23 protein-coding genes are annotated in these 22,337 nt (G+C 70.3%); 19 read left to right on the forward strand and 4 right to left on the reverse strand.

Annotated elements, in window-relative coordinates; all coding sequences use genetic code 11:
• The first annotated feature begins 45 nt into the window (after positions 1-45).
• From atpE to AB0K12_RS04625, 8 genes are all read left to right on the forward strand, one after another.
• Entirely contained in the window at positions 46-276 is a 231-nt protein-coding gene (gene atpE / locus AB0K12_RS04590; protein ID WP_138666586.1) for an ATP synthase F0 subunit C, read from the forward strand.
• Positions 277-304: 28 nt separating this feature from the next.
• Complete coding sequence (locus AB0K12_RS04595; RefSeq protein ID WP_364555532.1) at positions 305-853, forward strand: F0F1 ATP synthase subunit B; 549 nt, start codon at positions 305-307, stop codon at positions 851-853.
• 85 nt (positions 854-938) lie between these two features.
• Positions 939-1,748, forward strand: a complete 810-nt coding sequence (locus tag AB0K12_RS04600; protein ID WP_364555533.1) for a F0F1 ATP synthase subunit delta — start codon at positions 939-941, stop codon at positions 1,746-1,748.
• Between the two features lie 23 nt (positions 1,749-1,771).
• Positions 1,772-3,421 (forward strand): F0F1 ATP synthase subunit alpha, encoded by a 1,650-nt coding sequence (gene atpA / locus AB0K12_RS04605; RefSeq protein ID WP_364555535.1) that lies wholly within the window; start codon positions 1,772-1,774, stop codon positions 3,419-3,421.
• Positions 3,422-3,424: 3 nt separating this feature from the next.
• Positions 3,425-4,327 (forward strand): F0F1 ATP synthase subunit gamma, encoded by a 903-nt coding sequence (locus AB0K12_RS04610; RefSeq protein ID WP_364555537.1) that lies wholly within the window; start codon positions 3,425-3,427, stop codon positions 4,325-4,327.
• A gap of 1 nt (position 4,328) precedes the next feature.
• On the forward strand, positions 4,329-5,777 hold the full coding sequence (atpD, locus tag AB0K12_RS04615; protein WP_364555538.1) for a F0F1 ATP synthase subunit beta: 1,449 nt from the start codon (positions 4,329-4,331) through the stop codon (positions 5,775-5,777).
• A 66-nt stretch (positions 5,778-5,843) separates the two neighbouring features.
• Positions 5,844-6,245, forward strand: a complete 402-nt coding sequence (locus AB0K12_RS04620) for a F0F1 ATP synthase subunit epsilon (protein ID WP_344876149.1) — start codon at positions 5,844-5,846, stop codon at positions 6,243-6,245.
• A gap of 32 nt (positions 6,246-6,277) precedes the next feature.
• Positions 6,278-6,658 (forward strand): DUF2550 domain-containing protein, encoded by a 381-nt coding sequence (locus AB0K12_RS04625; RefSeq protein WP_355429907.1) that lies wholly within the window; start codon positions 6,278-6,280, stop codon positions 6,656-6,658.
• Between the two features lie 4 nt (positions 6,659-6,662).
• Here the strand turns inward: AB0K12_RS04625 and AB0K12_RS04630 are convergent, their stop codons facing one another.
• Positions 6,663-7,253 carry a cob(I)yrinic acid a,c-diamide adenosyltransferase gene (locus tag AB0K12_RS04630; RefSeq protein WP_364555541.1) on the reverse strand — a complete coding sequence of 197 codons (591 nt, stop codon included), beginning with the start codon at positions 7,251-7,253 and terminating at the stop codon, positions 6,663-6,665.
• Between the two features lie 127 nt (positions 7,254-7,380).
• Between AB0K12_RS04630 and AB0K12_RS04635 the strand changes: the two genes are divergently transcribed.
• The 4 genes from AB0K12_RS04635 to AB0K12_RS04650 all read left to right on the forward strand — a co-directional run bounded on the left by AB0K12_RS04635 (position 7,381) and on the right by AB0K12_RS04650 (position 10,945).
• Positions 7,381-8,277 (forward strand): ATP-binding cassette domain-containing protein, encoded by an 897-nt coding sequence (locus AB0K12_RS04635; protein ID WP_364555543.1) that lies wholly within the window; start codon positions 7,381-7,383, stop codon positions 8,275-8,277.
• Positions 8,274-9,383 carry an ABC transporter permease gene (locus tag AB0K12_RS04640; RefSeq protein WP_364555544.1) on the forward strand — a complete coding sequence of 370 codons (1,110 nt, stop codon included), beginning with the start codon at positions 8,274-8,276 and terminating at the stop codon, positions 9,381-9,383. Before AB0K12_RS04635 ends, AB0K12_RS04640 begins: the two co-directional genes overlap by 4 nt.
• The gene (locus AB0K12_RS04645) at positions 9,383-10,549 is read left to right on the forward strand and encodes a histidine kinase (RefSeq protein ID WP_364555546.1); all 1,167 of its coding nucleotides are present in this window, start codon (positions 9,383-9,385) and stop codon (positions 10,547-10,549) included. Before AB0K12_RS04640 ends, AB0K12_RS04645 begins: the two co-directional genes overlap by 1 nt.
• Positions 10,550-10,627: 78 nt before the next feature.
• Positions 10,628-10,945, forward strand: coding sequence for an STAS domain-containing protein (locus tag AB0K12_RS04650; protein WP_364555548.1), 318 nt, complete (start codon positions 10,628-10,630; stop codon positions 10,943-10,945).
• 118 nt (positions 10,946-11,063) lie between these two features.
• Here the strand turns inward: AB0K12_RS04650 and AB0K12_RS04655 are convergent, their stop codons facing one another.
• The 3 genes from AB0K12_RS04655 to nucS all read right to left on the reverse strand — a co-directional run bounded on the left by AB0K12_RS04655 (position 11,064) and on the right by nucS (position 14,029).
• The gene (locus tag AB0K12_RS04655) at positions 11,064-11,606 is read right to left on the reverse strand and encodes a TetR/AcrR family transcriptional regulator (RefSeq protein ID WP_364555550.1); all 543 of its coding nucleotides are present in this window, start codon (positions 11,604-11,606) and stop codon (positions 11,064-11,066) included.
• A gap of 144 nt (positions 11,607-11,750) precedes the next feature.
• Positions 11,751-13,223 carry an aldehyde dehydrogenase family protein gene (locus AB0K12_RS04660; protein ID WP_364555552.1) on the reverse strand — a complete coding sequence of 491 codons (1,473 nt, stop codon included), beginning with the start codon at positions 13,221-13,223 and terminating at the stop codon, positions 11,751-11,753.
• A gap of 143 nt (positions 13,224-13,366) precedes the next feature.
• The gene (nucS, locus tag AB0K12_RS04665) at positions 13,367-14,029 is read right to left on the reverse strand and encodes an endonuclease NucS (protein ID WP_364555554.1); all 663 of its coding nucleotides are present in this window, start codon (positions 14,027-14,029) and stop codon (positions 13,367-13,369) included.
• 36 nt (positions 14,030-14,065) lie between these two features.
• Here nucS and AB0K12_RS04670 point away from each other — a divergent pair, with 36 nt between their 5' ends.
• From AB0K12_RS04670 to AB0K12_RS04700, 7 genes are all read left to right on the forward strand, one after another.
• Positions 14,066-15,523, forward strand: a complete 1,458-nt coding sequence (locus tag AB0K12_RS04670) for a 3-hydroxyacyl-CoA dehydrogenase NAD-binding domain-containing protein (RefSeq protein ID WP_364555555.1) — start codon at positions 14,066-14,068, stop codon at positions 15,521-15,523.
• Entirely contained in the window at positions 15,520-15,810 is a 291-nt protein-coding gene (locus tag AB0K12_RS04675; protein WP_364378796.1) for an ATP/GTP-binding protein, read from the forward strand. The genes AB0K12_RS04670 and AB0K12_RS04675 overlap by 4 nt, the downstream gene beginning before the upstream one ends.
• Positions 15,811-15,820: 10 nt before the next feature.
• Positions 15,821-16,525 (forward strand): alpha/beta fold hydrolase, encoded by a 705-nt coding sequence (locus tag AB0K12_RS04680; protein WP_364555556.1) that lies wholly within the window; start codon positions 15,821-15,823, stop codon positions 16,523-16,525.
• 226 nt (positions 16,526-16,751) lie between these two features.
• Positions 16,752-20,012 (forward strand): LamG-like jellyroll fold domain-containing protein, encoded by a 3,261-nt coding sequence (locus AB0K12_RS04685; protein ID WP_364555557.1) that lies wholly within the window; start codon positions 16,752-16,754, stop codon positions 20,010-20,012.
• Between the two features lie 455 nt (positions 20,013-20,467).
• Entirely contained in the window at positions 20,468-21,211 is a 744-nt protein-coding gene (locus AB0K12_RS04690; protein ID WP_364555559.1) for an alpha/beta fold hydrolase, read from the forward strand.
• A gap of 274 nt (positions 21,212-21,485) precedes the next feature.
• A complete protein-coding gene (locus tag AB0K12_RS04695; RefSeq protein ID WP_345397633.1) occupies positions 21,486-21,911 on the forward strand; it encodes a helix-turn-helix transcriptional regulator in 426 nt (141 codons plus the stop codon).
• Between the two features lie 5 nt (positions 21,912-21,916).
• Positions 21,917-22,330: a VOC family protein gene (locus AB0K12_RS04700; RefSeq protein ID WP_364555561.1), complete on the forward strand. Its 414-nt coding sequence runs from the start codon at positions 21,917-21,919 to the stop codon at positions 22,328-22,330.
• Positions 22,331-22,337: the final 7 nt, after the last annotated feature.

Below are 22,337 nucleotides of genomic sequence, written 5' to 3' on the forward strand. Positions count from 1 at the left end.
CGGTGATACCCAGTCCACCGGCCGTTAAGTAAAGGAATACGAACAATGAGCGTTCTCGCTGAGGTCTCCGGCAACGTCACCGCCATCGGTTACGGTCTCGCCGCCATCGGCCCCGGCATCGGCGTCGGCATCATCTTCGGTCAGGGCGTGCAGGCCATCGCGCGCCAGCCGGAGGCTTACGGCCTGATCCGCCAGAACATGCTCCTCGGCTTCGTCCTCACCGAGGCCCTCGCCCTGATCGGCCTGGTGGCGCCGTTCATCTTCCAGGGCATCTGATCGCCCCTAGCTGACGGAAGGCTGCAATATGATCATCAAGGCAGCTACGCTCCTTGCGGCGGAATCGAGTCCGCTCATTCCGCACACGTACGAGCTCGTCGTCGGTATCTTCGCGTTCCTCGTCGTCTTCCTCGTCGTCGGCAAGATCCTCGTCCCGCGCATCCAGAAGACGCTGGCCGAGCGCACTGACGCCATCGAGGGTGGCATCAAGCGGGCAGAGGAGGCGCAGGCCGAGGCGCAGGCCCTGCAGAAGCGCTTCTCCGAGCAGCTCGAAGAGGCCCGTCGCGACGCCGCCAGGCTGCGCGAGGAGGCCCGTGAGCAGGCCGCGCAGATCAAGGCCGAGCTTCGCGAGGAGGCGCAGGCCGAGGCCCGCCGTCTCGTCGAGGCCGCGCACGCCCAGATCGAGGCCGACCGCCAGGCGGCGTTCGCCCAGCTCCGCACCGAGATCGGCCGCCTGTCGACCGAGCTGGCCGGCCGCATCGTCGGCGAGTCGCTGGAGGACGAGGTGCGCCAGAGCCGCATCGTGGACCGGTTCCTCGACGAGCTGGAGAACAGCAACGCGCAGGCGGTGCGCTGATGCTGGAGCGAACCCCCCGCGGTGAGCGGAGCGGACACGCGAGCGTGCGCGTCCGCGCGGCGAACGAGGAGCGGGTGAGCGCGCGATGAGGGGTTTGAGCAGGACCTCGCTGGCCGAGGTCGAAGAGCGGTTCAACGCGGTCGCGGGCAGCGCCGACCTCGGCGCGCTCTCCGACGAGCTGTTCGCGGTCGCGGATCTGCTCGACCGCGAGCACGGCCTGCGCCGCGCCCTGTCCGATCCGGCGAGGCCGGCCGAGCAGAAGTCGGGCGTGCTGCGCTCGCTGCTGCAGGGCAAGGTCGGCGAGGCCGCCCTGGCCACGGCCGAGGCCGCGGTCGCGGCTCGCTGGTCGCGCACGGGCGACCTGGCCGACGTGCTGGAGCGGCTCGGTGTCGTGGCCGCGGCGGCGGAGGCGGAGGGCCAGTCCAGGCTCGACGAGGTGGAGGACGAGCTCTTCCGCTTCGGCCGCATCGTCGCCGCCAACCCCGACCTGCGCAGGGCGCTCACCGACGCGGGCGCCTCCGAGGACGGCAAGCGCGCGCTGCTGCGCGACCTGCTCGACGGCAAGGTGGCGCCGACCAGCCTGCGCCTGGTCACGCAGCTCGTCGTGCATCCGCGAGGACGTAGTCTGGAAGCCGGTCTCGAAGAAGTCGGCCAGCTCGTGGCCCAGCAGCGCCAGCGCCTCGTGGCGGTGGTGCGCAGCGCGGTCGAGCTGTCGGACGCGCAGAAGGAGCGCCTGGCCACGTGGCTGCGCTCCTCGTACGGGCGTGATGTGCACCTGAACGTCGAGGTGGACAAGCGAGTGCTCGGTGGGTTCTCGGTCCGCATCGGCGACGAGATCATCGACACCACCATTGTGGGACGAATCGAAGAAGTCCGCCGCCGGTTGGCCGGCTAGGCGAATAGGGAGACAGAGTAGAGATGGCGGAGCTTACGATCCGGCCGGACGAGATCCGGGACGCGCTTGAGCGCTTCGTCCAGGCGTACGAACCGGAAGGCGCCGCGCGCGAGGAGATCGGGACCGTCGTCGACGCCGGCGACGGCATTGCCCATGTCTCCGGCCTTCCCTCGGCGATGGCGAACGAGCTGCTCGAGTTCGAGAACGGTACGCGCGGCCTGGCACTCAACCTCGACACCCGTGAGATCGGTGTCGTGGTTCTCGGCGAGTTCGCCGGCATCGAGGAGGGCCAGACGGTCCGCAGGACGGGCGAGGTCCTGTCCGTGCCCGTCGGCGACAACTTCCTCGGCCGTGTGGTCGACCCCCTGGGTAACCCGCTTGACGGCAAGGGAGCCATCGAGGCCGAGGGCATCCGCGCCCTTGAGCTGCAGGCTCCCTCGGTCGTCCAGAGGCAGCCGGTGAAGCAGCCGCTGCAGACCGGCATCAAGGCGATCGACGCCATGACGCCGATCGGCCGCGGCCAGCGCCAGCTGATCATCGGTGACCGTGGCACCGGCAAGACCGCGATCGCCGTGGACACCATCCTCAACCAGCGCGAGGGCTGGCTGTCGGGCGACCCCGAGCAGCAGGTCCGCTGCGTCTACGTCGCCGTCGGCCAGAAGGGCTCGACGATCGCGCAGGTCAAGGCCCGCCTCGAGGAGGCGGGCGCGATGGAGTACACCACCATCGTCGCCGCCCCGGCCTCCGACCCGGCCGGTTACAAGTACCTTGCCCCCTACACCGGCTCGGCCATCGGCCAGCACTGGATGTACCAGGGCAAGCACGTTCTGATCGTCTTCGACGACCTGACCAAGCAGGCCGACGCCTACCGCGCCGTGTCCCTCCTGCTGCGTCGCCCGCCGGGCCGTGAGGCCTTCCCCGGCGACGTCTTCTACCTCCACTCCCGGCTGCTGGAGCGCTGCGCGAAGCTCTCCGCCGACATGGGCGGTGGCTCGATGACGGGTCTGCCGGTCATCGAGACCAAGGGCAACGACGTGTCGGCGTTCATCCCGACCAACGTCATCTCCATCACCGACGGTCAGTGCTTCCTGGAGACCGACCTGTTCAACGCCGGTGTCCGCCCGGCGATCAACGTCGGTATCTCGGTGTCCCGAGTCGGTGGCTCCGCGCAGGTCAAGGCCATGCGCAAGGTCTCCGGCACGCTGAAGCTGTCGCTGTCGCAGTACCGCGACCTCGAGGCGTTCGCCGCGTTCGCGTCCGACCTCGACGCCGCCTCGCTCGCTCAGCTGGAGCGCGGTCAGCGGCTGGTCGAGCTGCTCAAGCAGCCGCAGTACGCGCCGTTCCCCGTCGAGCGTCAGGTCGTGTCGGTGTGGTCCGGCACGAGCGGCGAGCTCGACGAGGTGCCGGTCGAGGACATCCGCCGGTTCGAGGGCGAGTTCCTCGACTACCTGCAGTCCTCGCACAAGGGCATCCTCGACACCATCCGCGAGACCCGCGAGATGTCCGACGACACGGTGACCGCTCTCAAGGACGCCATCACGGAGTTCAAGAAGGGCTTCACCACCTCCTCGGGTGAGCTGCTGGTCAAGGACGAGCCGGTCGCTCCGCTGGGTGCCGACGAGGTCGGCCAGGAGAAGATCAAGAAGGTCGTCCGTCCGGCGGAGAAGAAGTAGCAGATGGGTGCCCAGCTAAGGCAGCTGCGCCGGCGGATCACCTCGGTGAAGTCCACCGCGAAGATCACGCGCGCGCAGGAGCTCATCGCCTCTTCACGGATCGTGAAGGCGCAGCAGCGGATGCAGGCGGCGCTGCCGTACGAGCGTGAGATCACTCGCGCCGTCACCGGCGTCGTCAGCAACGCGGCCAGCGTCGACCATCCGCTGACCGTGGCGAAGGAGAACCCCGCCAAGGCGGGCGTGCTCATCGTCACCAGCGACAGCGGGTTCTGTGGCGGCTTCAACGCCAACGTGCTGCGCGAGGCCGAGGCCCTGCGCGGCCTGCTGGAGGGCCGCGGCCTCGAGGTCGTGCCGTTCGTGACCGGCACCAAGGGCGTCACCTGGCACACCTTCCGTAACAGGGAGATGGGCGGCAGCTGGACCGGCTTCACCCGCCGGCCGGCCTACGCCGACGCCAAGGAGATCGCGAACACGCTGATCGAGTCGTTCAAGGACGACAACGGCATCGACGAGATCCACATCGTCTCGACCGAGTTCGTCTCGATGCTGACGCAGAACGTCGTGGTCAAGCGCGTCCTTCCGCTGGAGGTCGAGGAGACCGAGGCGACGGAGTCCACCGTGATCCCGCCGTACTTCGAGTTCGAGCCGACCGCCGGCGACGTGCTGGAGACGCTGCTGCCGCGCTATGTGGAGTCGCGCATCTTCACGGCGCTGCTGCAGTCCGCGGCCTCCGAGGAGGCCGCGCGGCGGCGCGCGATGAAGTCGGCGACCGACAACGCCAACGAGCTGATGCGGGTGCTCACCCAGCAGATGAACCAGGCTCGCCAGGCCGAGATCACCCAGGAAATCAGCGAGATCGTCGGTGGCGCCAACGCGCTCGCTGACGCCGCAGCGGGGAAAGAGTGAAATGACTGCAGAGGCTGTAGAAACTGTGGAAGCCCCCGCGGCCGGCACTGGCCGCGTGGCACGTGTCACCGGCGCCGTCGTCGACGTGGAGTTCCCCGTCGATGCGATGCCCGACATCTACAACGCGCTCAACGTCGAGGTGACCCTCGGTGGCGAGACCAAGACCCTGACGCTCGAGGTCGCCCAGCACCTGGGTGACAACCTCGTGCGCGCCATCTCCATGCAGCCCACCGACGGCCTGGTCCGCGGTCAGGCCGTGGTCGACTCCGGCGCCCCGATCTCGGTGCCGGTCGGCGACGTCGTCAAGGGCCACGTGTGGAACGCGCTGGGCGAGACGCTCGACGTGCCGACCTCCTCGCTGAAGGTCGAGGAGCGCTGGCCGATCCACCGGCCGTCGCCCCCCTTCGACCAGCTGGAGTCCCGCACCGAGCTGCTGGTCACCGGCATCAAGGTCATCGACCTGCTCACCCCTTACGTGCAGGGTGGGAAGATCGGCCTGTTCGGCGGCGCCGGCGTGGGCAAGACGGTGCTCATCCAGGAGATGATCCGCCGTGTCGCCCGTAACTTCGGCGGTACGTCGTGCTTCGCCGGTGTCGGCGAGCGCACCCGTGAGGGCAACGACCTCTGGCTGGAGATGGAGGAGGCGGACGTCCTCAAGGACACCGCGCTCGTCTTCGGCCAGATGGACGAGCCGCCGGGCACCCGTCTGCGGGTCGCCCTGTCGGCGCTGACGATGGCGGAGTACTTCCGCGATGTGCAGAAGCAGGACGTGCTGCTGTTCATCGACAACATCTTCCGCTTCACGCAGGCCGGTTCCGAGGTCTCGACGCTGCTCGGCCGTATGCCGTCCGCCGTGGGTTACCAGCCCACCCTGGCCGACGAGATGGGTGTGCTCCAGGAGCGCATCACCTCGACGCGTGGTCACTCGATCACCTCCATGCAGGCGATCTACGTCCCCGCGGACGACATCACCGACCCGGCGCCGCACAACGCGTTCGCGCACCTCGACGCGCAGACCGTGCTCTCGCGGCCCATCTCCGAGAAGGGCATCTACCCCGCGGTGGACCCGCTCGACTCCTCCTCCCGCATCCTCGACCCGCAGATCGTGGGCGAGGAGCACTACGCGGTGGCCCAGGAGACCAAGCGGATCCTGCAGAAGTACCGCGAGCTCCAGGACATCATCGCGATCCTCGGTATCGACGAGCTGTCCGAAGAGGACAAGGTCACCGTCCAGCGGGCCCGCCGCATCGAGCGCTTCCTGTCGCACCCGATGTACGCGGCCGAGGCCTTCACCGGCCAGCCGGGCGAGACCGTGCCGCTGGACGAGACCATCGCCTCGTTCAAGGGCCTGTGCGCCGGCGAGTACGACCACCTGCCCGAGCAGGCGTTCTTCATGGTCGGTGGCATCGAGCAGGCCATCGCCAAGGCCAAGGAACTCGAGCGTCGCTAATCGCCCCACGGTGGTGGTACGGCCGGAGCGCCGTGCCACCACCTGATCGGAAAGGAACCTACACAAGTGGCGAAGCTACGCGTAGGGGTTGTCTCACCCGAGCGTGAGATCTGGTCGGGCGAGGCCGACATGGTGATTGCCAAGACCGTGGACGGCGAGATCGGTATTATGCCGCAACACGCACCTGTGCTCGGCGTCCTCGTCGAGGGCGGGGTGCTGCGCGTGAAGCGGGAAGGCGAGCCGGAGCTGGTGGCGGCGGTGCACGGGGGCTTCATCTCCGTCGCCGACGACGAGGTCTCCGTGCTGGCCGAGGTGGCCGAGCTCGGCTCCGAGGTCGACGTGGCGGCGGCTCGTGACGCTCTCGACCGGGCCCAGGCCTCGATCGAGGCCAACCAGGAGGACGCCGACGCGGCCGTCGAGGCCAAGCGTGCCAGGGCCCGCCTGCGTGCGGCGGGCGAAGAGGTTTAATAGCACCTATCAAGCGGGCTCAGGGGGGCGGCATGGTGGCGACGGTTGTGATTCTCGTAGTGCTGCTTGCCGCCCTCATCGTCGTGCGGGGGGCCATGCTGTCCCGCGCGCGTGGGAGCGTACCGTGTCGGCTGCGCGTGGGGGAGCGCGGATGGCAGAGCGGGGTGGCCCGCTACGCCGACGGGGAGCTCCACTGGATCCCGCTGCTGGGCGTCCGACTCAGGCCGCGTCACGCTATCGCGAGGCGCGGCCTTGTCGTATCCGCCCGAAGGGAGATCGACGGCGGCCTGTTCGCCGTCGACTGCTCGGGCAGCACCCGGGGCATCTCGCTGGCCATGAGCGCCGACGCGATGACCGGGTTCCTGGCCTGGCTGGAGTCGGCGCCGCCGAGCGCCTATCTCGACGTGGCCTGACGCTTCAGCGGGTGCCGCCGGGCTTCCAGAGGATCTCGCCGCCGTCGTGGGCGACCCGGCAGGCGATGAACAGCAGGTCCGACAGGCGGTTGAGGTATTTCGCGGTCAGCGGGTTGGTGTCGTCGTGCGCCCGCATGGCCGCCCACGCCGAGCGCTCAGCACGGCGTACGGTGACGCGGGCGACGTGCAGGGCGGCCGTGGCGGGGTCGCCGCCGGGCAGGATGAAGCTCCGCAGCGGCTTGAGGCCGGCGTTGAAGCGATCACACTGCTCCTCCAGCCACTCGATGTAGGACGCCTCGACCCGCAGCGGCGGGAACTCGGGCTCGGCCACGACCGGCGTGGCGAGGTCGGCCCCCACGTCGAACAGCTCGTTCTGCACCCTGACCAGCACCTCCGCCAGCTCGGCGGGCAGCGTGCCGTGTGACAGCGCGACACCCAGGTGGGCGTTGGCCTCCTCGACGTCGGCGTAGGCGACGAGCCGGGGGTCGGTCTTGTGGGTGCGGCTGCCATCGACCAGCGACGTGGTGCCGTCGTCTCCGGTACGGGTGTAGATGCGGGAGAGTACGACCGGTTTGTCCTTGTCGGCGCGCGTCATGGGCACAGCGTAATGACAAATGTCATCGGGATCGGACGCGGGATGCACCTCGGGCCGGTGATTTCTCCGACTGGCCGGGCCAATGGGGCAAACGCCACCATGGACGCATGACGAAGGAGATGACCTGATGCTCGAGATCAGCGAGCTGCGCAAGACTTTCGCGGGTGGTCCCGGCGCCCCGGGCGGCAAGCTCGCCCTCGACGGCGTCAGCTTCAGCGTACGGCCGGGCGAGATGTACGGCTTCGTCGGCGCGAACGGCGCCGGCAAGACCACGACGATGCGCATCGTGATGGGCGTGCTCCAGGCCGACTCCGGCTCGGTGAGCTGGCAGGGCAGGCCGCTCGGCTACGACGCCCGCCAGCGCTTCGGCTACATGCCGGAAGAGCGCGGGCTGTACCAGAAGATGCGGGTGGGCCAGCAGATCGAGTACTTCGGCCGGCTGCACGGCCTGAGCGCCACGGCCGCCAAGAAGGCCACCGACGACCTGCTCCAGCGGCTGGGGCTGACCGAGCGCAGGAACGACGCCGTGCAGGCGCTCTCGCTGGGCAACCAGCAGCGGGTCCAGCTCGCGGTGGCGCTGGTGCACGATCCCGAGGTCCTGATCCTCGACGAGCCGTTCTCCGGGCTCGACCCGATCGCGGTGGACGCGCTCGCCGCGGCGCTGCAGGAGCGCTGCAGGAGCGGCGTGCCGGTGATCTTCTCCAGCCACCAGCTGGAGCTGGTGGAGCGGCTGTGCGACTCCGTGGGCATCGTCTCGTCCGGCCGCATGGTGGCCACCGGCACGGTGGCGGAGCTGCGCGCGGCCGAGGGCGGCACGATGGTGGTGGCCGTCCGGGACCCGGCGCCCGGCTGGGCCGACGGCCTGCCCGGCACGGTCACGGTCGACGGCGACCTGCACATCCTTCGCACGAACACGGGTGACGGCCAGGAGCTGCTGCGCCGCGCCATGAAGGCGGGCGCGGTCGAGCGCTTCGGCGCCGAGCACCCGTCGCTCACCGAGATCTTCAAGGAGGCCGTGGCGTGAACGGACTGATGCTGGTCGCCGGGCGTGAGATCACCACGCAGGTCAGGACCAAGGGGTTCGTGATCGGCCTGATCGTCACGGCGGTGCTGGTGGGGCTGCTGTCGTACGCGCCCAAGCTGTTCGGCGGCGGGGACTCGTACACGGTGGGCACCGTCAACTCCGAGCAGCTGCCGCTGGACCGGGCGGCGCCGGACATCGCGTTCGAGTGGCGTCAGTTCGCCGACGAGGCGGCGGCCAAGACCGCCGTGCTGGCGGGCGACGTGGACGCGGTGCTGGTCGACGGCACCAGGGTGCTCACGGACGGCGAGATCGACCAGGAGCTCGGCGTGCTCATGCAGAGCGTGAACCGGGAGGTCAAGCTCGGCGCCGCGGGCGTGAACATCCCGCCGCTGCAGGTCCAGTCGGTCGGCGCGGACACGCGCTATGAGGCGGCCAGGACGGGCATCGCGACGGTCCTCGTCTTCGTGCTCTTCTTCATGATCATCGGTCAGGTCGTGATGGTGGCCATGGGCGTGGTCGAGGAGAAGGGCAGCCGCATCGTCGAGATCCTGCTGGCCTCGGTGCGGCCGTGGCAGCTGCTCGGCGGCAAGATCCTCGGCCTGGGCGTGGTCGGTCTGATCAACCTGGTGACGATCCTGGTCGTCGGCCTGGTCGCGGCCTCGGCCTCGGGCCTCGCTGCGGACTTCCCGCCCGGCATGACCGGGCTCGTGGTGGCGGTCGTGCTCTGGTTCGTGCTCGGCTACGCCTTCTTCGCCACGCTGGCGGCGGCCTCCGGCTCGCTGGTCTCGCGGCAGGAGGAGGTCAACACCGTGATGACGCCGCTCACCATGGTCATCATGGGCACGTACTTCGTGGCCTTCTACGCCGGCAACGAGCCCACGAGCACGCTGGCCACGGTCGGGTCGTTCATCCCGCCCTTCTCCTCCATGATCATGCCGGTGCGGATGGCCGCGACCGAGGTGCCGGTGTGGCAGGTGGCCGCGTCCATGGGGCTCATGATGCTGGGCGTGGCGGGCGTGCTGGCCTTCGGGGCGACGGTGTACCGCCGGGCCGTGCTGCGGACGGGGGCGCGGCTCAAGCTCACCGAAGTCCTCCGTACGCGCTAGTGGGCAGGATCGAACAGGCGCGCTCGACCACCAGGAAGGTGCTCGGCTTCGCGTTCCTCGCCTCATGGATCCTCATCGGCCTGTCCGTCTTCACCGGGATGTCCGAGGGCCGGATCATCTGGTGGCGGGTGGCGCTCGGAGCGGTCGCCGCGGCCGGCTTCACCTGGGTCTCCTGGCAGGTCGTGGACGAGCTCCTGAACCGCCGTTACCCCACCCGCAAGGTGGTGGTGGCGGCGGTCCTCGCCGTGCTCGCGGCGGCCTTGGGCGGGGCTGAGCCGGTCGGGTGGGGTTTCCTGCTGCTGTGCTGGCTGTCGATCGCGGTGCTGGAGATCTCCAGGCGCTGGTCGTACGTGGTGGCGGCCGGCACGTGGGTGACCGGCGTGGGCCTGTCGGCGCTGACCGGCGGGACGATGCTGTCGGAGATGGTCGCCGGCATGACGACGATGCAGCGGCTGTCGTTCGACGCGCTCATGTACGGCCTGCTGTGCGTGCTCATCCCGCCGTCCAACCGGGTATGGATGTGGATCTGGGGGCTGGCCGTGGAGGCGCACCGGGGCAAGGAGGCGCACACCAGGCTGGCGCTGGCCGAGGAGCGGCTGCGCTTCTCCCGGGATCTGCACGACCTCGTGGGACACCAGCTCTCCGCCATCGCGGTCAAGACCGAGCTCGCGGTACGCCTGTCGGACGTGGACACCGGCGCGGCCAAGGCCGAGATGGCCGAGGTGAACGCGCTGACCAGGAAGGCGCTGAAGGAGTTGCGGCAGGCCGTGCGCGGCTACCGCGAGCTTGACTTGACCGCTGAGCTGAATAGCGTGAGAAGTGTGCTCGAAGCGGCGGGGGTCCGCTGCGAGGTGGCACTGCCCCACCGCGAGTCGCCGGACGGAGTGGCGCCGGTGTTCGCGTTCGCGGTGCGCGAGGCGGTGACGAACGTGCTGAAGCACAGCACGGCGACCTTCTGCGACATCTCCTTCCGGTTCACTGCGGACGAGGCCGAGCTGACCGTGCGCAACGACGGGGTGGCCCGCAGGAAGGCGGCCGACCTGGGCAGTGGCCTGGCAGGGCTGAGCGAGCGGCTGGCGGCCGTGGGAGGCGCGATGACCGCCCAGCCGACCGGAGACGGACAATTCCTGCTACGAGCAGTCGTGTCACTCCCGATGGCTGGGTAGGGACATGGTGAGGTTTTACCTCGTCAAGCGCTGTCCGCAGCGCTGTGACCACGCCGTGTGCGTGACTGAGGAGGTGGCATGCGCGTCCGGGGCAATCCGCGGGCCCAGGTGGTGAGGATCGGTGCCCGGCTCGACGTCGGCACGTCGGCGGGGGTGCGCGAGCGGCTGCACGAGGCGCTCGACTCCGGCGAAGGAGACCTGATCCTCGATCTCTCCAAGCTGGAGATGATCGACGCGACCGGGCTCGGTGTGCTCGTGGGCGCTCATCGGCGCGCGATCAGCGTGCGACGCCGCCTCGTCCTTCGGGGGGTGCCACCGCGGATCATGCGGATCCTCGCGGTGACCCGGCTGAATCGGGTGCTGAACGTGGAGGTTCCCGAGGCCGCGGTGGCCTGATGTGACATATCGGAGCGGGCGACGATCAGCCGTCGCCCGCTCTTTTTCTGCATTGACTAAATGGCGTTTTCGGCCGGGTCACTCCGGCTGCAAATGTGCAATGGTGTTGAACGGGCCATCAGGCGGGGCCCAGTGCGCGGTTGAAGATGTGCACCGCCACCTCGACGAGTTCGTCGATCTCCGGTTGATCGTCGGCCAGCAGCCATTCGATGAGCAGCTCTTGTAAGGCCCCTATGGCGCCCAGCGCGACCAGCCGCCGATTGAGGCCGCCGGCGAGCGGGAAATCGGCGGAGGCCTCCTCGACGAGCCTGGCGAAGGAGCCGATCGCGCGCTGGCGTGACAGGGCCAGGACGTCGCCTGATCGGCGTACTTCGACGTGCATGATGCGCGCTCGCCGCCAGTCGGCGGTGGCGAACTCGATATACGCGCGAATGCCGGCCTGCACCCGGCCGTCGAGCGTGGCAGGCGCGTCCTGAACGGCCTTCGCGACGACGGCCAGGCTTTCGTCCACGCAGCGCTCGTGCAACGCCTGCAGCAACTCTTCCCGGCCGCCGAAACATTCGTAGAAGGCCCGGTTGGAGATCCGCGCCTCCGAGCAGAGCCTTTCGATGGTCGTCGCCGCGAAACCCGGCTTCGCGTATAGCGTGTACGCGGCCGTCATCAGCCGCTCTCGTCTGTCTGCCAGCCTTTGCTCAGCCGACATTCCCCGGTAAGACCGGTTCACATTCCACCCGTCCAACATGATCGTGGCCCCCAGAGCACACAATTATGGACGGATGATCGGATCTGGGAAAGGGTAAGAAGATTACCTTTTACGTCTTCCATGCAAGAACGTGACAAGCCTGACCAGTCGCTCAAGTTCGGCGGGGCCCCTGTTGAACGAGGTGATGTTCATGCCCGGCATCGCGAAGCGCTGCCGGGAGATGGCCTTGGGCCTGGCGAATTCCCGCAATCCGTCGGCGCCGTGGATGCGGCCGAACCCCGAGTCGCCGACCCCGCCGAACGGCAGCGAGGGCACTCCCGCGAACGAGATGACCGAGTTGATGGCCGTCATGCCGCTGCGCATCAGCCGGGCCAGCTCGGTGGCGCGGCGGGCGTTGCGGCTGAAGATGGTGCCGCCCAGCCCGTACGCCGAGGCGTTGGCCAGCTCCAGCGCCTCCTGCGCGTCGCGGGTGCGGCGGACGGTGATGGTCGGGCCGAAGGTCTCCTCGCGGACGGCGGGGGAGTCCTCGGGCACGTCCTCGACGATCACCGGATCCACGTACGGCGCCCTGACCGCGCCGGAGCCGCCGGTGACCGTCCTGCCCGCCTTGACCGCGTCGTCGATGTGCCGCTTGATGACGTCCACCTGGCCCGGCATGGTGATCGGGCCGTAGTCCTCGCCGGCCTTCAGCCGGGCCGCCCGGCCGGTCAGCTCGCGCATGAAGCCGTCGTAGACCGCGTCCACCACGTAGACCCGCTCGACGCCCACGCAGGTCTGGCCGGCGTTCGACATGGCGCCCCACAGGCAGGCGTCGGCGGCGGCGGCGAGGTCGGCGTCGGCGTCCACGATGAAGGCGTCCTTGCCGCCGCACTCGGCGACGATCGGGGTGAGGTTCTCGGCGCAGGCCGCCATCACCCGCTTGGCCGTTGCGGTGGAGCCGGTGAAGGCCACCTTCTTCACCCGGGGGTCGCCGGCCAGCGCCGCGCCCGTCTCGCCGAGGCCCGTGACGGTCTGGAAGACGTCGTGCTCCGGCACCGACTCCCTGAACAGCTCGGCCAGGCGCACCCCGATGCCGGGGGTCAGCTCGCTCGGCTTGAACACCACGGCGTTGCCGGCCGCGAGCGCGTACGCGATGGAGCCCATGGGGGTGAAGACCGGGTAGTTCCACGGGCCGATGACGCCGACGACGCCGAGCGGCAGGTATTCGAGGGTGGCGGTCAGGTTGAGGCCGATCATGCCGGTGTTGACCCGGCGGCGGCCGAGCACCTTGGCGGCGTTGCGGGCCGCCCAGTCGAGGTGGGTGACGGCCAGCACCAGCTCCAGCGTGGCGTCGCCGACGGGCTTGCCGTTCTCCTCGTGCACCAGCGCGGCCAGCTCCCTGATGTGCTGGGTGAGCACCGCCTTGTAGTCGAGCAGCCGGCGCCTGCGCTCGGCGTGGCCCAGCGCGGCCCACCACGCGGCGGCCGTCTCCGCCCGGCCCACGGCCTCGTGCACGGCCTCGGGAGTGGCCTTCGGGTGGCTCCCGACGACCGCGCCGGTCGCCGGGTTGAGAGAGTCGAACGTCAGGGTCGTCATGGCGTCACGATAATCCGGTAAGCCACCGCTTACCAGAACGTCCGGAGACGTCCGTAACGGCCGCTGACTGTGGGGTCGCCATAAGGGCCTGGACAGTGGGCGTTCGGCGCCGCAGGGGCGCGTGCAGCGCCGTGCACGGGCGCTCAGAACAGCGTGGGGTTCTCCGGCTCGATGCCGCGCAGGGCGTCGTAGTCGAGGGTGACGCAGTCGATGCCGCGGTCGGCGGCGAGGACGCGGGCCTGCGGCTTGATCTCCTGGGCCGCGAACACCCCGCGTACGGGCGCCAGGATCGGATCGCGGTTGAGCAGCTCCAGATAGCGGGTGAGCTGCTCGACCCCGTCGATCTCGCCCCGGCGCTTGATCTCCACCGCCACCGTCGCGCCCGAGGCGTCGCGGCACAGGATGTCGACCGGGCCGATGGCCGTCATGTATTCGCGGCGGATGAGGGAGTAGCCGGGGCCGAGCGTCGTGATGTGCTCGGCGAGCAGCTCCTGCAGGTGGGCCTCGACGCCGTCTTTGATCAGGCCGGGGTCGACGCCCAGCTCGTGACTGGAGTCGTGGAGGATCTCGGCCATCGTCAGCACCAGCTTCTCGCCGGTCTTGCCGTGGGTGACCGTCCAGGTCTCGCCGTCCTCTTTGAGCTTGCACGGCGGGTTCATCCAGTTGAGCGGCTTGAAGGCGCGGTCGTCGGCGTGGATGCTCACGCTGCCGTCGGCCTTGATGAGCACGAGTCTTGGGGCCATCGGCAGGTGAGCCGTGAGCCGTCCGATGTAATCCACGCTGCAGCGCGCGATGACCAGCCGCATGACCGTCCACCTTAGTGCCTCTGGAAAACTGAAGGCATGGCGTTCGAACGGGTGGGTGTGGTCGGCCTGGGCACGATGGGGGCCGGCATCGCGGAGGTGTTCGCACGGGCGGGGCTGCGCGTGCTCGGCGTCGAGGCCGACGCCGAGGCGCTCGCGCGCGGCCGCTCGCTGCTGGAGGGCTCCACGGCGCGGGCGCTCGACAAGGGCAGGCTCACCACGGAAGAACGCGCCGCGATCCTGGGCCGGGTCACGCTGACCACCTCCAGGGAGGACCTGCGCGAGGCCGATCTCGTCATCGAGGCCATCCCCGAGCACCTCGACCTCAAGCTCGCGCTCTTCGCCGACCTCGACCGCATCTGCACGCCCGAGACCGTGCTCGCCACCAACACCTCGTCCCTGTCCGTGACGGCGATCGCCGCCGCCACCGGGCGGCCAGGCCGGGTCGTCGGCCTGCACTTCTTCAACCCCGCGCCGGTCATGCGGCTGGTCGAGGTGGTGCGCACCGTGCTGAGCGAGCCCGCCGTCGTCGACGAGGTCGCCGGGCTGGCGGGGCGGCTCGGCAAGACCGCCGTGACCGTGGGCGACCGGGCCGGCTTCGTGGTCAACCGGCTGCTGCTGCCCTGTCTCAACCACGCCGCCGTGCTGCTGGAGCTGGGCGTGGCCACTCGCGACGACATCGACGCCGTCATGCGGCTGGGCGCGGGGCTGCCCATGGGGCCGTTCACGCTGCTCGACCTGATCGGGCTGGACACCGCGTACGAGATCATGGAAGTGCTCTACGACGAGACCCGCGACCGGCGCCACGCGCCGTCGCCGCTGCTGCGCGAGCTGGTCACCGCCGGGCGGCTGGGCCGCAAGTCGGGCGCCGGGTTCTCCTCAGGCGAGCCGCCACGTGCCCCTGACGGCGGGTCGCGGCCGGGGGTGACGGCGTTCGAGGTGGCCGGGCCCGGGGCCGACGAGCTGGCCGAGCGGCTCGGCGCGGCCGGGTTCAAGCGGTCGGGCGACGATCCCGACGTCGTGCTGCGGCTGGCCGACCGGCCGGTGGTCGAGCACGCCGTACGCCTGCGCGACCCCGCCAAGCTGGTCGGCGTGCGGCTGCACGGCGACCGGGCGGCCGAGCTGGCCGTCACCGCGCTCACCTCGCCCGCCGCCGTGTCCGCCGCGAGCGACCTGATGAAGGTGCTGGGCCTCGCGGCCGTGCCGTGCAAGGACCGCGCCGGGTTCGTCGCCGACGCGCTGCTGCTGCCCTACCTCAACGACGCCGTCCGCATGTACGACGCCGGCTACGCCTCCATCGCCGACATCGACACCGCCATGCGCCTGGGCTGCGGCTACCCCGCCGGGCCCTTCGCGACCATGGAGGCCATGGGCCTCGCCCGCGTACGCGACGGCCTGCGCGCCCTCTACGCCGAATACCGCGAGCCCGCCTTCGCCCCCGCCCCCCTGCTCGATCAGCTCGTCGTCGCCGGCGCGAGCACGTTCCCCCGCTCATGAGCCCCCGCCGCGCCCGCCGCAGGGAGTCCACCCGCCCCTTCGGCTTCCCGACCGGGCTGGACAAGGTGGAGGAGTGGCCCGACGGCGAGTGGAAGGTCCGCGTGCTCACCGGCGCCTCCTCGACGAAGAACTACCGCTGCCCCGGCTGCGATCAGGAGATCCGCAGCGGGCAGCCGCACCTGGTGGCCTGGCCCAACTGGCCGGGCGGCGACGAGGAGCGCCGCCACTGGCACCAGGCCTGCTGGCGTAAGAGACTCGACCGCGGCCCGGGCCGCACCCGCTACTGAAGGGATCGATGTGGAGATTCGCGCGGCGACCGTGCTGCCCGCCCGGCGCGAGCCGATCGAGCTGCACACGGCCGACGGCCTGACCCTGGTCGGCGAGCTGGCCCAGCCCCTCGACCGGCCGCCGGTGGCGACGCTCGTCACCCTGCACCCGCTGCCCACCCACGGCGGGTTCATGGACAGCCACGTCTACAAGAAGGCGGCCAACCGGCTGCCCGCGCTGGCCGACCTGGCCGTGCTGCGCTTCAACACGCGCGGCACCTCCTCCGAGCGCGGCACCTCAGAAGGCACGTTCGACGGAGGCGAGGGCGAGCGGTTCGACGTGGCGGCGGCCCTCGAATACGCCGAGTTCCACGACCTGCCCCGCGTCTGGGTGGTCGGCTGGTCGTTCGGCACCGAGCTGACGCTGAAGTGGGCGCACGACCCGCTGGTCGAGGGGGCGATCCTGCTGTCGCCGCCGCTGCACAGGGCCACCGACGCCGACCTCGACAAGTGGGCGGAGTTCGGGCGGCCGCTGGTGGCGCTGGTGCCGGAGTTCGACGACTACCTGCGGCCCGACGAGGCCAAGGCGCGCTTCGCGCGGGTGCCGCAGGCCGAGGTGATCGGCGTCGACGGGGCCAAGCACCTGTGGGTGGGGGAGCCGTACGTACGGATCGTGCTCGACGAGATCGTCATGCGGGTCAACCCGGCCGCGTCGCCGCTGCCCACGGAGGTATGACGGTTCTCTCCATCGTGCCCGCCCACGCTGAAGAGAATTTTGAGCATTATGAGCAGAACTCTGGTGTTCGCGATCGACGCGGGTGAAAATCCGATCATCACGTGAAGATCGTGGAGACGCCGGACGTTCGCATGTCCGCGCGTAATCCCTGCTCAGCATGGGCGAGGCACGTATGCGATTAGTGCACGGGCTGGTGGCGGCGGCGTTATCGATCACGACTTTGGCAGTGGCACCACCTTCGGTGGCGGAAGAGGCGCCACGTCCCGATCCGGTGGCCGATCCGGTGGCCGATCCGGTGGCCGGCCCTCCGGCCGGGCGGGCTGCTCCACCGCGACCGGCCGACCCCGAGCGGGCCGCGGCCGCGCGGGCCCGCCGTGACGGGCGGCCGGTCGAGGTGGAGGCGCTGCGCAGCGAGACCCGTACGGTCTTCGCCCAGCCCGACGGCACCATGAAGATGGAGCTGAACGTGCGCCCGGTCCGGGTCCGCAAGGACGACCGCTGGGTGCCCGTGGACACCACCTTGCGCCTGCGCCCCGACGGTGCGGTCGAGCCGGTCGCCGCGGCGGTCGGGCTGACGTTCTCCGGCGGCGGCGACAGCGCGCTCGCCCGCCTCTCGCGCGGCGGCAAATCGATGGAGCTGGGCTGGACCGGCCCGCTGCCCACCCCCACGCTGAGCGGCGACACCGCCACCTACGCCGAGGTCAGGCCCGGAGTGGACCTCCAGGTCACCGCCGACGTGGACGGCTTCTCCCACGTGCTGGTCGTCAAGTCGCGGGCCGCGGCCGAGAGCCTGACCGAGCTGGCGTACCCGCTCGCCGCACAAGGGCTGGAGCTGGAGACCGACGCGGCCGGCAACCTGGAGGCGATCGACGACAACGGCGGCACGCTGTTCATCGCGCCGACCCCCAAGATGTGGGACTCGAAGGGCCTGCCTGACCAGAAGGCGTTCAAGGAAGGCCGCTCACCCGAGGCCCGCGAGGCCGTCATGGACGTGGAGCTGAAGGGCAAGAAGCTGCGGCTGCGGCCGGATCGCAGGATGATGACCGATCCCGGCACGAAGTTCCCCATCTACCTCGACCCGTACTTCTCGGCCGCGCGCAACGCCTGGACGGCCGTGTGGAGCAACTGGCCCAACTCCAACTACCTCAACTCCAGCGACGTCGCCCGCGTGGGGCACGTCGAGTCGCAGAAGAACCGCTCGTTCTTCCAGATGAACACCGGCTCGACCATCCACGGCAAGCAGATCATCTCGGCGACGCTGCGCACGTACGAGACGTGGTCCTACTCCTGCAGCGCCCGCAAGGTCGAGGCGTGGGCCACCAACAAGATCAGCACGTCCACCACCTGGAACAAGCAGCCCTCCTGGGTGACCAAGCTGGACACCAAGAACGTCGCCAAGGGCTGGGGCACGAGCTGCATGCCCGGCGGCGTGGAGTTCAACGTCACGCCGCAGGTCGTCAACGCCGCCGCGAACAACTGGCCGAACGTCACGATCGGCCTGCGCGCCACCAGCGAGACCGACGTCTACGCGTGGAAGAAGTTCAGGAACAATCCGAGCCTCAACATCGAGTACAACTCCTACCCCGGCGTCCCCGCGGCCGCCGACGTGTGGTCGGACCCCGGCGGCCCCTGCGTCTCCGGTGACGACCGGCCGGTCATCAGCACCGCCACGCCCAAGCTGTGGGCCAGGCTGAAGGACGCCGACAACACGGTCAAGGGCCGCTTCGAGTGGTACGACGAGGCCGGCACCAAGACCGGCGAGTACCTCACCCCGTCCGGCTCGTCGGGCGCCGCCTTCTCCGCCACGATCCCGCAGGCGCTCTTCGCCGACGGCGCGCTCGTCCGCTGGCGGGTGCGGGCCGAGGACGGCAAGGCCAGCAGCGCGTGGAGCCCGTGGTGCGAGGCCACCGTGGACGCCACCGCCCCCGGCAGGGAGCCGGTCGTCACCTCCACGGACTACACGGAGAACGGCTGGAGCGACGGCGCCGGCCTGGCGGGCGCGTTCACCTTCGACCCCGACGGCGTCACCGACGTGGTCGCCTACGTCTACGGCCTGGACACCACGCCGAAGACCGAGGTGGCGGCGGGCGCCGACGGCCGGGCCACGATCCGGCTCACCCCGTCGCACGACGGCCCGAACGTGCTGGCCGTCCGCAGCAAGGACCGCGCGGGCCAGCTCGGCCCCATCCGCATCTACGTCTTCAACGTCAACCCAGGGCGTGCGCCCGCCGCCCGCTGGGCGATGGACGACGGCCAGGGCGGCACCGCCGCCGACGCCTCAGGGGCACACCCCGCCACGCTGTACGGCGCCACCTGGACCTCGGGCCGCACCGGCGGCGCGCTCCGGCTGGCCGGCGCCTACGCCCAGGCGTCAGGGCCGGTCGTCGACACCACCCGCAACTACACCGTCGCCGCGTGGGCCCGCCTGACCGGCACCGCCGCCGACGCCACCGTCCTCACCCAGGAGGGCGCGAGGACCGGCGCGTTCGCGCTGCAGTACGCCAAGGCCGACAACCGCTGGGCGCTGGTCACGCCCGGCTCCGACGCGGACGGCGCACCCGCCGCCCGCGCCCTGTCGGCCGCCGCGCCACGCCTCAACGAGTGGGTCCACCTGACCGGCGTCTACGACTCGGCGGCGGGCCGGATCTCGCTCTACGTGAACGGCAGGCTGGAGGGCACCGCCGCCGTCACCACCGCGTGGAACGCCACAGGCCCCCTGACGATCGGCCGCGGAAAGGTCGCCGGGGCGGCTTCGGACCACTGGCCCGGGGACGTCGACGAGGTGCGCGTCTATGACCGCGCGCTGTTCGCCGACGAGGTCGCCGATCTGGTCAACAGCGCTGCCACGCTGGTCGGCCACTGGAAGCTGGACGAGGAGTCCGGCTCGTCGGCGGCCGACTCCTCGGGCCGGGCGACCGCCGCGTCGCTGTCCGGAGCCGCCTCGTGGACGTCGGGCTGGCTGGACGGGGCACTCGCGCTCGACGGCGTCAACGGGCACGCCCAGACCGGCGGTCCCGTGGTCGACACCAGGTCGAGCTTCACCGTCACCGCCTGGACCCAGCTCGACTACCTGCCTGCCCGCGACAGCGCGGCCGTGGCCCAGCCCGGCAGCAGGGCCGCCGGGTTCCAGCTCGGCTTCGACAAGGAGCAGGGCAGATGGACGCTCGGCATGGCGGCCGCCGACACCGACGCCGCCGCCCTCGTACGGACGCGCTCCGACGCCATCCCCAACCCCATGGAGTGGACGCACGTGGCCGGCGTGTACGACGCGCTCGCCGGTCAGCTGCGGGTCTACGTCAACGGGCGGCTGGCCTCCACCACCGTCACCAGCCACCTGAGCACGTGGAACGCCACCGGGCCCGTGCAACTCGGGCGGACGAAGCTGGCCGGCGTCTTCACCGGCTACTGGCCGGGGGCCGTGGACGATGTCCGTACGTACGACGGGGCGCTGAGCGCGGAGCAGATCGCCGCGCTCGCCGCCCAGTGATCGGCTGATTCAAGGGGTCCGGCGGCTCGAAGACGAAGACGATGGACGTCTCGTACGCCGCCGGGCCCTGGCCTGCCGCCCTGGCCGGAGAGTGCGGCGGCCCTGGTCTTGGCGTACGCGACCAGCAGCGGGTCCATCCGCAGCGGCGGGACGCCGTGCTCGGCGCGGCGGGCGTCGACCGCGTGCGGCGCGTCGAGGAGGAGCCGGCGTTGGTGGGGCCGGCAAGGGCGGGACGCTTTCCCGCCATGTTTCACCTCGGGGACGCGGGACGGCCGTGCCTGGATTGTGCGGGTGTTTTATGCGGCGGGCAATGTCACTTTTAGGGCGGACATTAGCTGTGTGCGGCATTTAGCGAGATATTTGGCATGGGCCATTGAGTGAATGTCGCCGTGAACCGCGTTACCGTGAGGTCCGTGCAGCTCTACACGAGATCGGCCGGGACCGGAATCCCGCTTGTGCTGCTTCACGCGTTCCCGCTCTCGTCCGCCATGTGGCTGGCCCAGCGCGAAGGGCTGGCCAAGGTCTGCCGTGTCATCACGCCTGACCTGCGCGGTTTCGGGGGGTCGCGGCTGGGCGACGACGAGCCGTCACTCGACCTGATGGCCGACGACGTCGCCGCCCTGCTCGACGCGGAGGGCGTCGACAAGGCCGTGATCGGCGGACTGTCGATGGGCGGCTACGTGACCATGGCGTTCTGCCGGCGGCATCCCGACCGGGTGCTCGGCGTCATCCTGGCCGACACCAAGGCCAGCCCCGACCCGCCCCTGGCCAGGGAGAACCGCGAGCGCATCGCGCAGGTCGTGCTCGAGTCCGGCAGCGAGGTGCTGGTCAGCGAGGTCCTGCCCGCGCTCATCGGGCCGACGACCAAGGAACGCCGTGCCATGGTGTTCGGCCGCGTCAAGGGCCTCGTCCAGTCGGCGCCTCCCGGCGCGGTCGCCTGGGCCCAGCGCGCGATGGCCGCCCGCCCCGACTCCTCCGACACCTTGACCGCGCTGAAGGTGCCGTTGCTGGTCATCGTGGGCGAGGAAGACGAGCTCTCACCACCGTCCGACGCCGCCGCCATGGCCCAGGCAGTCCCTGACGGCCGCTTGGAGATCATCCCCAAGGCCGGCCACCTGACCGCCGTCGAACAACCGGAAGCCTTCAACGCCGCGGTCACGGAATTCCTCCGCACAGAGCTCCCCACCCACCGCCCCTGACCGCCCAGGTCCACGCACCGCCCGTCTCCGACAACCTGCGGGGTCACGCTCCGCCCACCCCCGACGTGCGCGCAAAACTGTGCACCGGCCCGCCCCCTGACGTGCGCGCGGAGGCGTGTACCGGCCCGTCCCTGACGTGCGCGCGGAGCGGTGCACCCACCCACCCCCCAGGACGTGCAGTTGTGCGGCGGGGCTCTTGGCCGGCTGGGGCTCTGCTCCGCCACGTCGGGTGCGGGCGCCGGGGTTTGTCGGTGGGGTGTGGCATGCTGGCGGCGTGACGCTTGAGGACCTGGTTCGGTTGCGGCGGGCGCGGGATGTGATCAACCGCGACTACGCCGAGCCGCTCGACGTGCCCGCGCTGGCGCGCGTCGCCCTCATGTCGCCGGGCCACTTCTCGCGCAGTTTCCGCGCGGCCTTCGGGGAGACCCCCTACAGCTATCTCATGACGCGCCGCATCGAGCGGGCCAAGGCGCTGCTGCGGCGCGGCGACATGTCGGTGACCGAGGTGTGCTTCGCGGTCGGCTGTACGTCGCTGGGCTCGTTCAGCTCGCGCTTCACCGAGCTGGTCGGCGAGAGCCCGAGCGCCTACCGCGCCCGCGACCACCACGAGCTGGCCGCCGTCCCGTCCTGCTACGCGAAGATCTACCTGCGGCCGGTCCGCCGTCATCCGGGCAAGACCGCCGACCGCCACGTAACGTGACGGGCATGGACATCCGACTCAACACCTGCTTCATCGCGGTCGACGATCATGACAAAGCGCTCGCCTTCTACCGCGACATCCTCGGCCTGGAAGTACGCAACGACGTCGGCTTCGAGGGCATGCGCTGGATCACCCTCGGCTCGCCGTCCCAGCCCGACGTCAACATCGTTCTTGAGCCACCGCTGGCCGACCCCGACGCCTCGCCCGCCGACCGGCAGGCCATGGCGGAGCTGCTGGCCAAGGGCCTGCTGCGGGCGGTCATCTTCGAGGTCGACGACTGCGACGCCACCTATGAGCGCATCAGGGACGCCGGCGGCGACGTGCTGCAGGAGCCGATGGACCAGCCCTACGGCGTGCGCGACTTCGCGGTCCGCGACCCGGCGGGCAACCTGCTGCGCATCAACCAGGCGGCCAGGTAGCGCGCCC

The sequence above is a fragment of the Nonomuraea sp. NPDC049419 genome (assembly GCF_040676995.1).
In the GTDB taxonomy this organism is placed as follows: Bacteria; Actinomycetota; Actinomycetes; order Streptosporangiales; family Streptosporangiaceae; genus Nonomuraea; species Nonomuraea salmonea.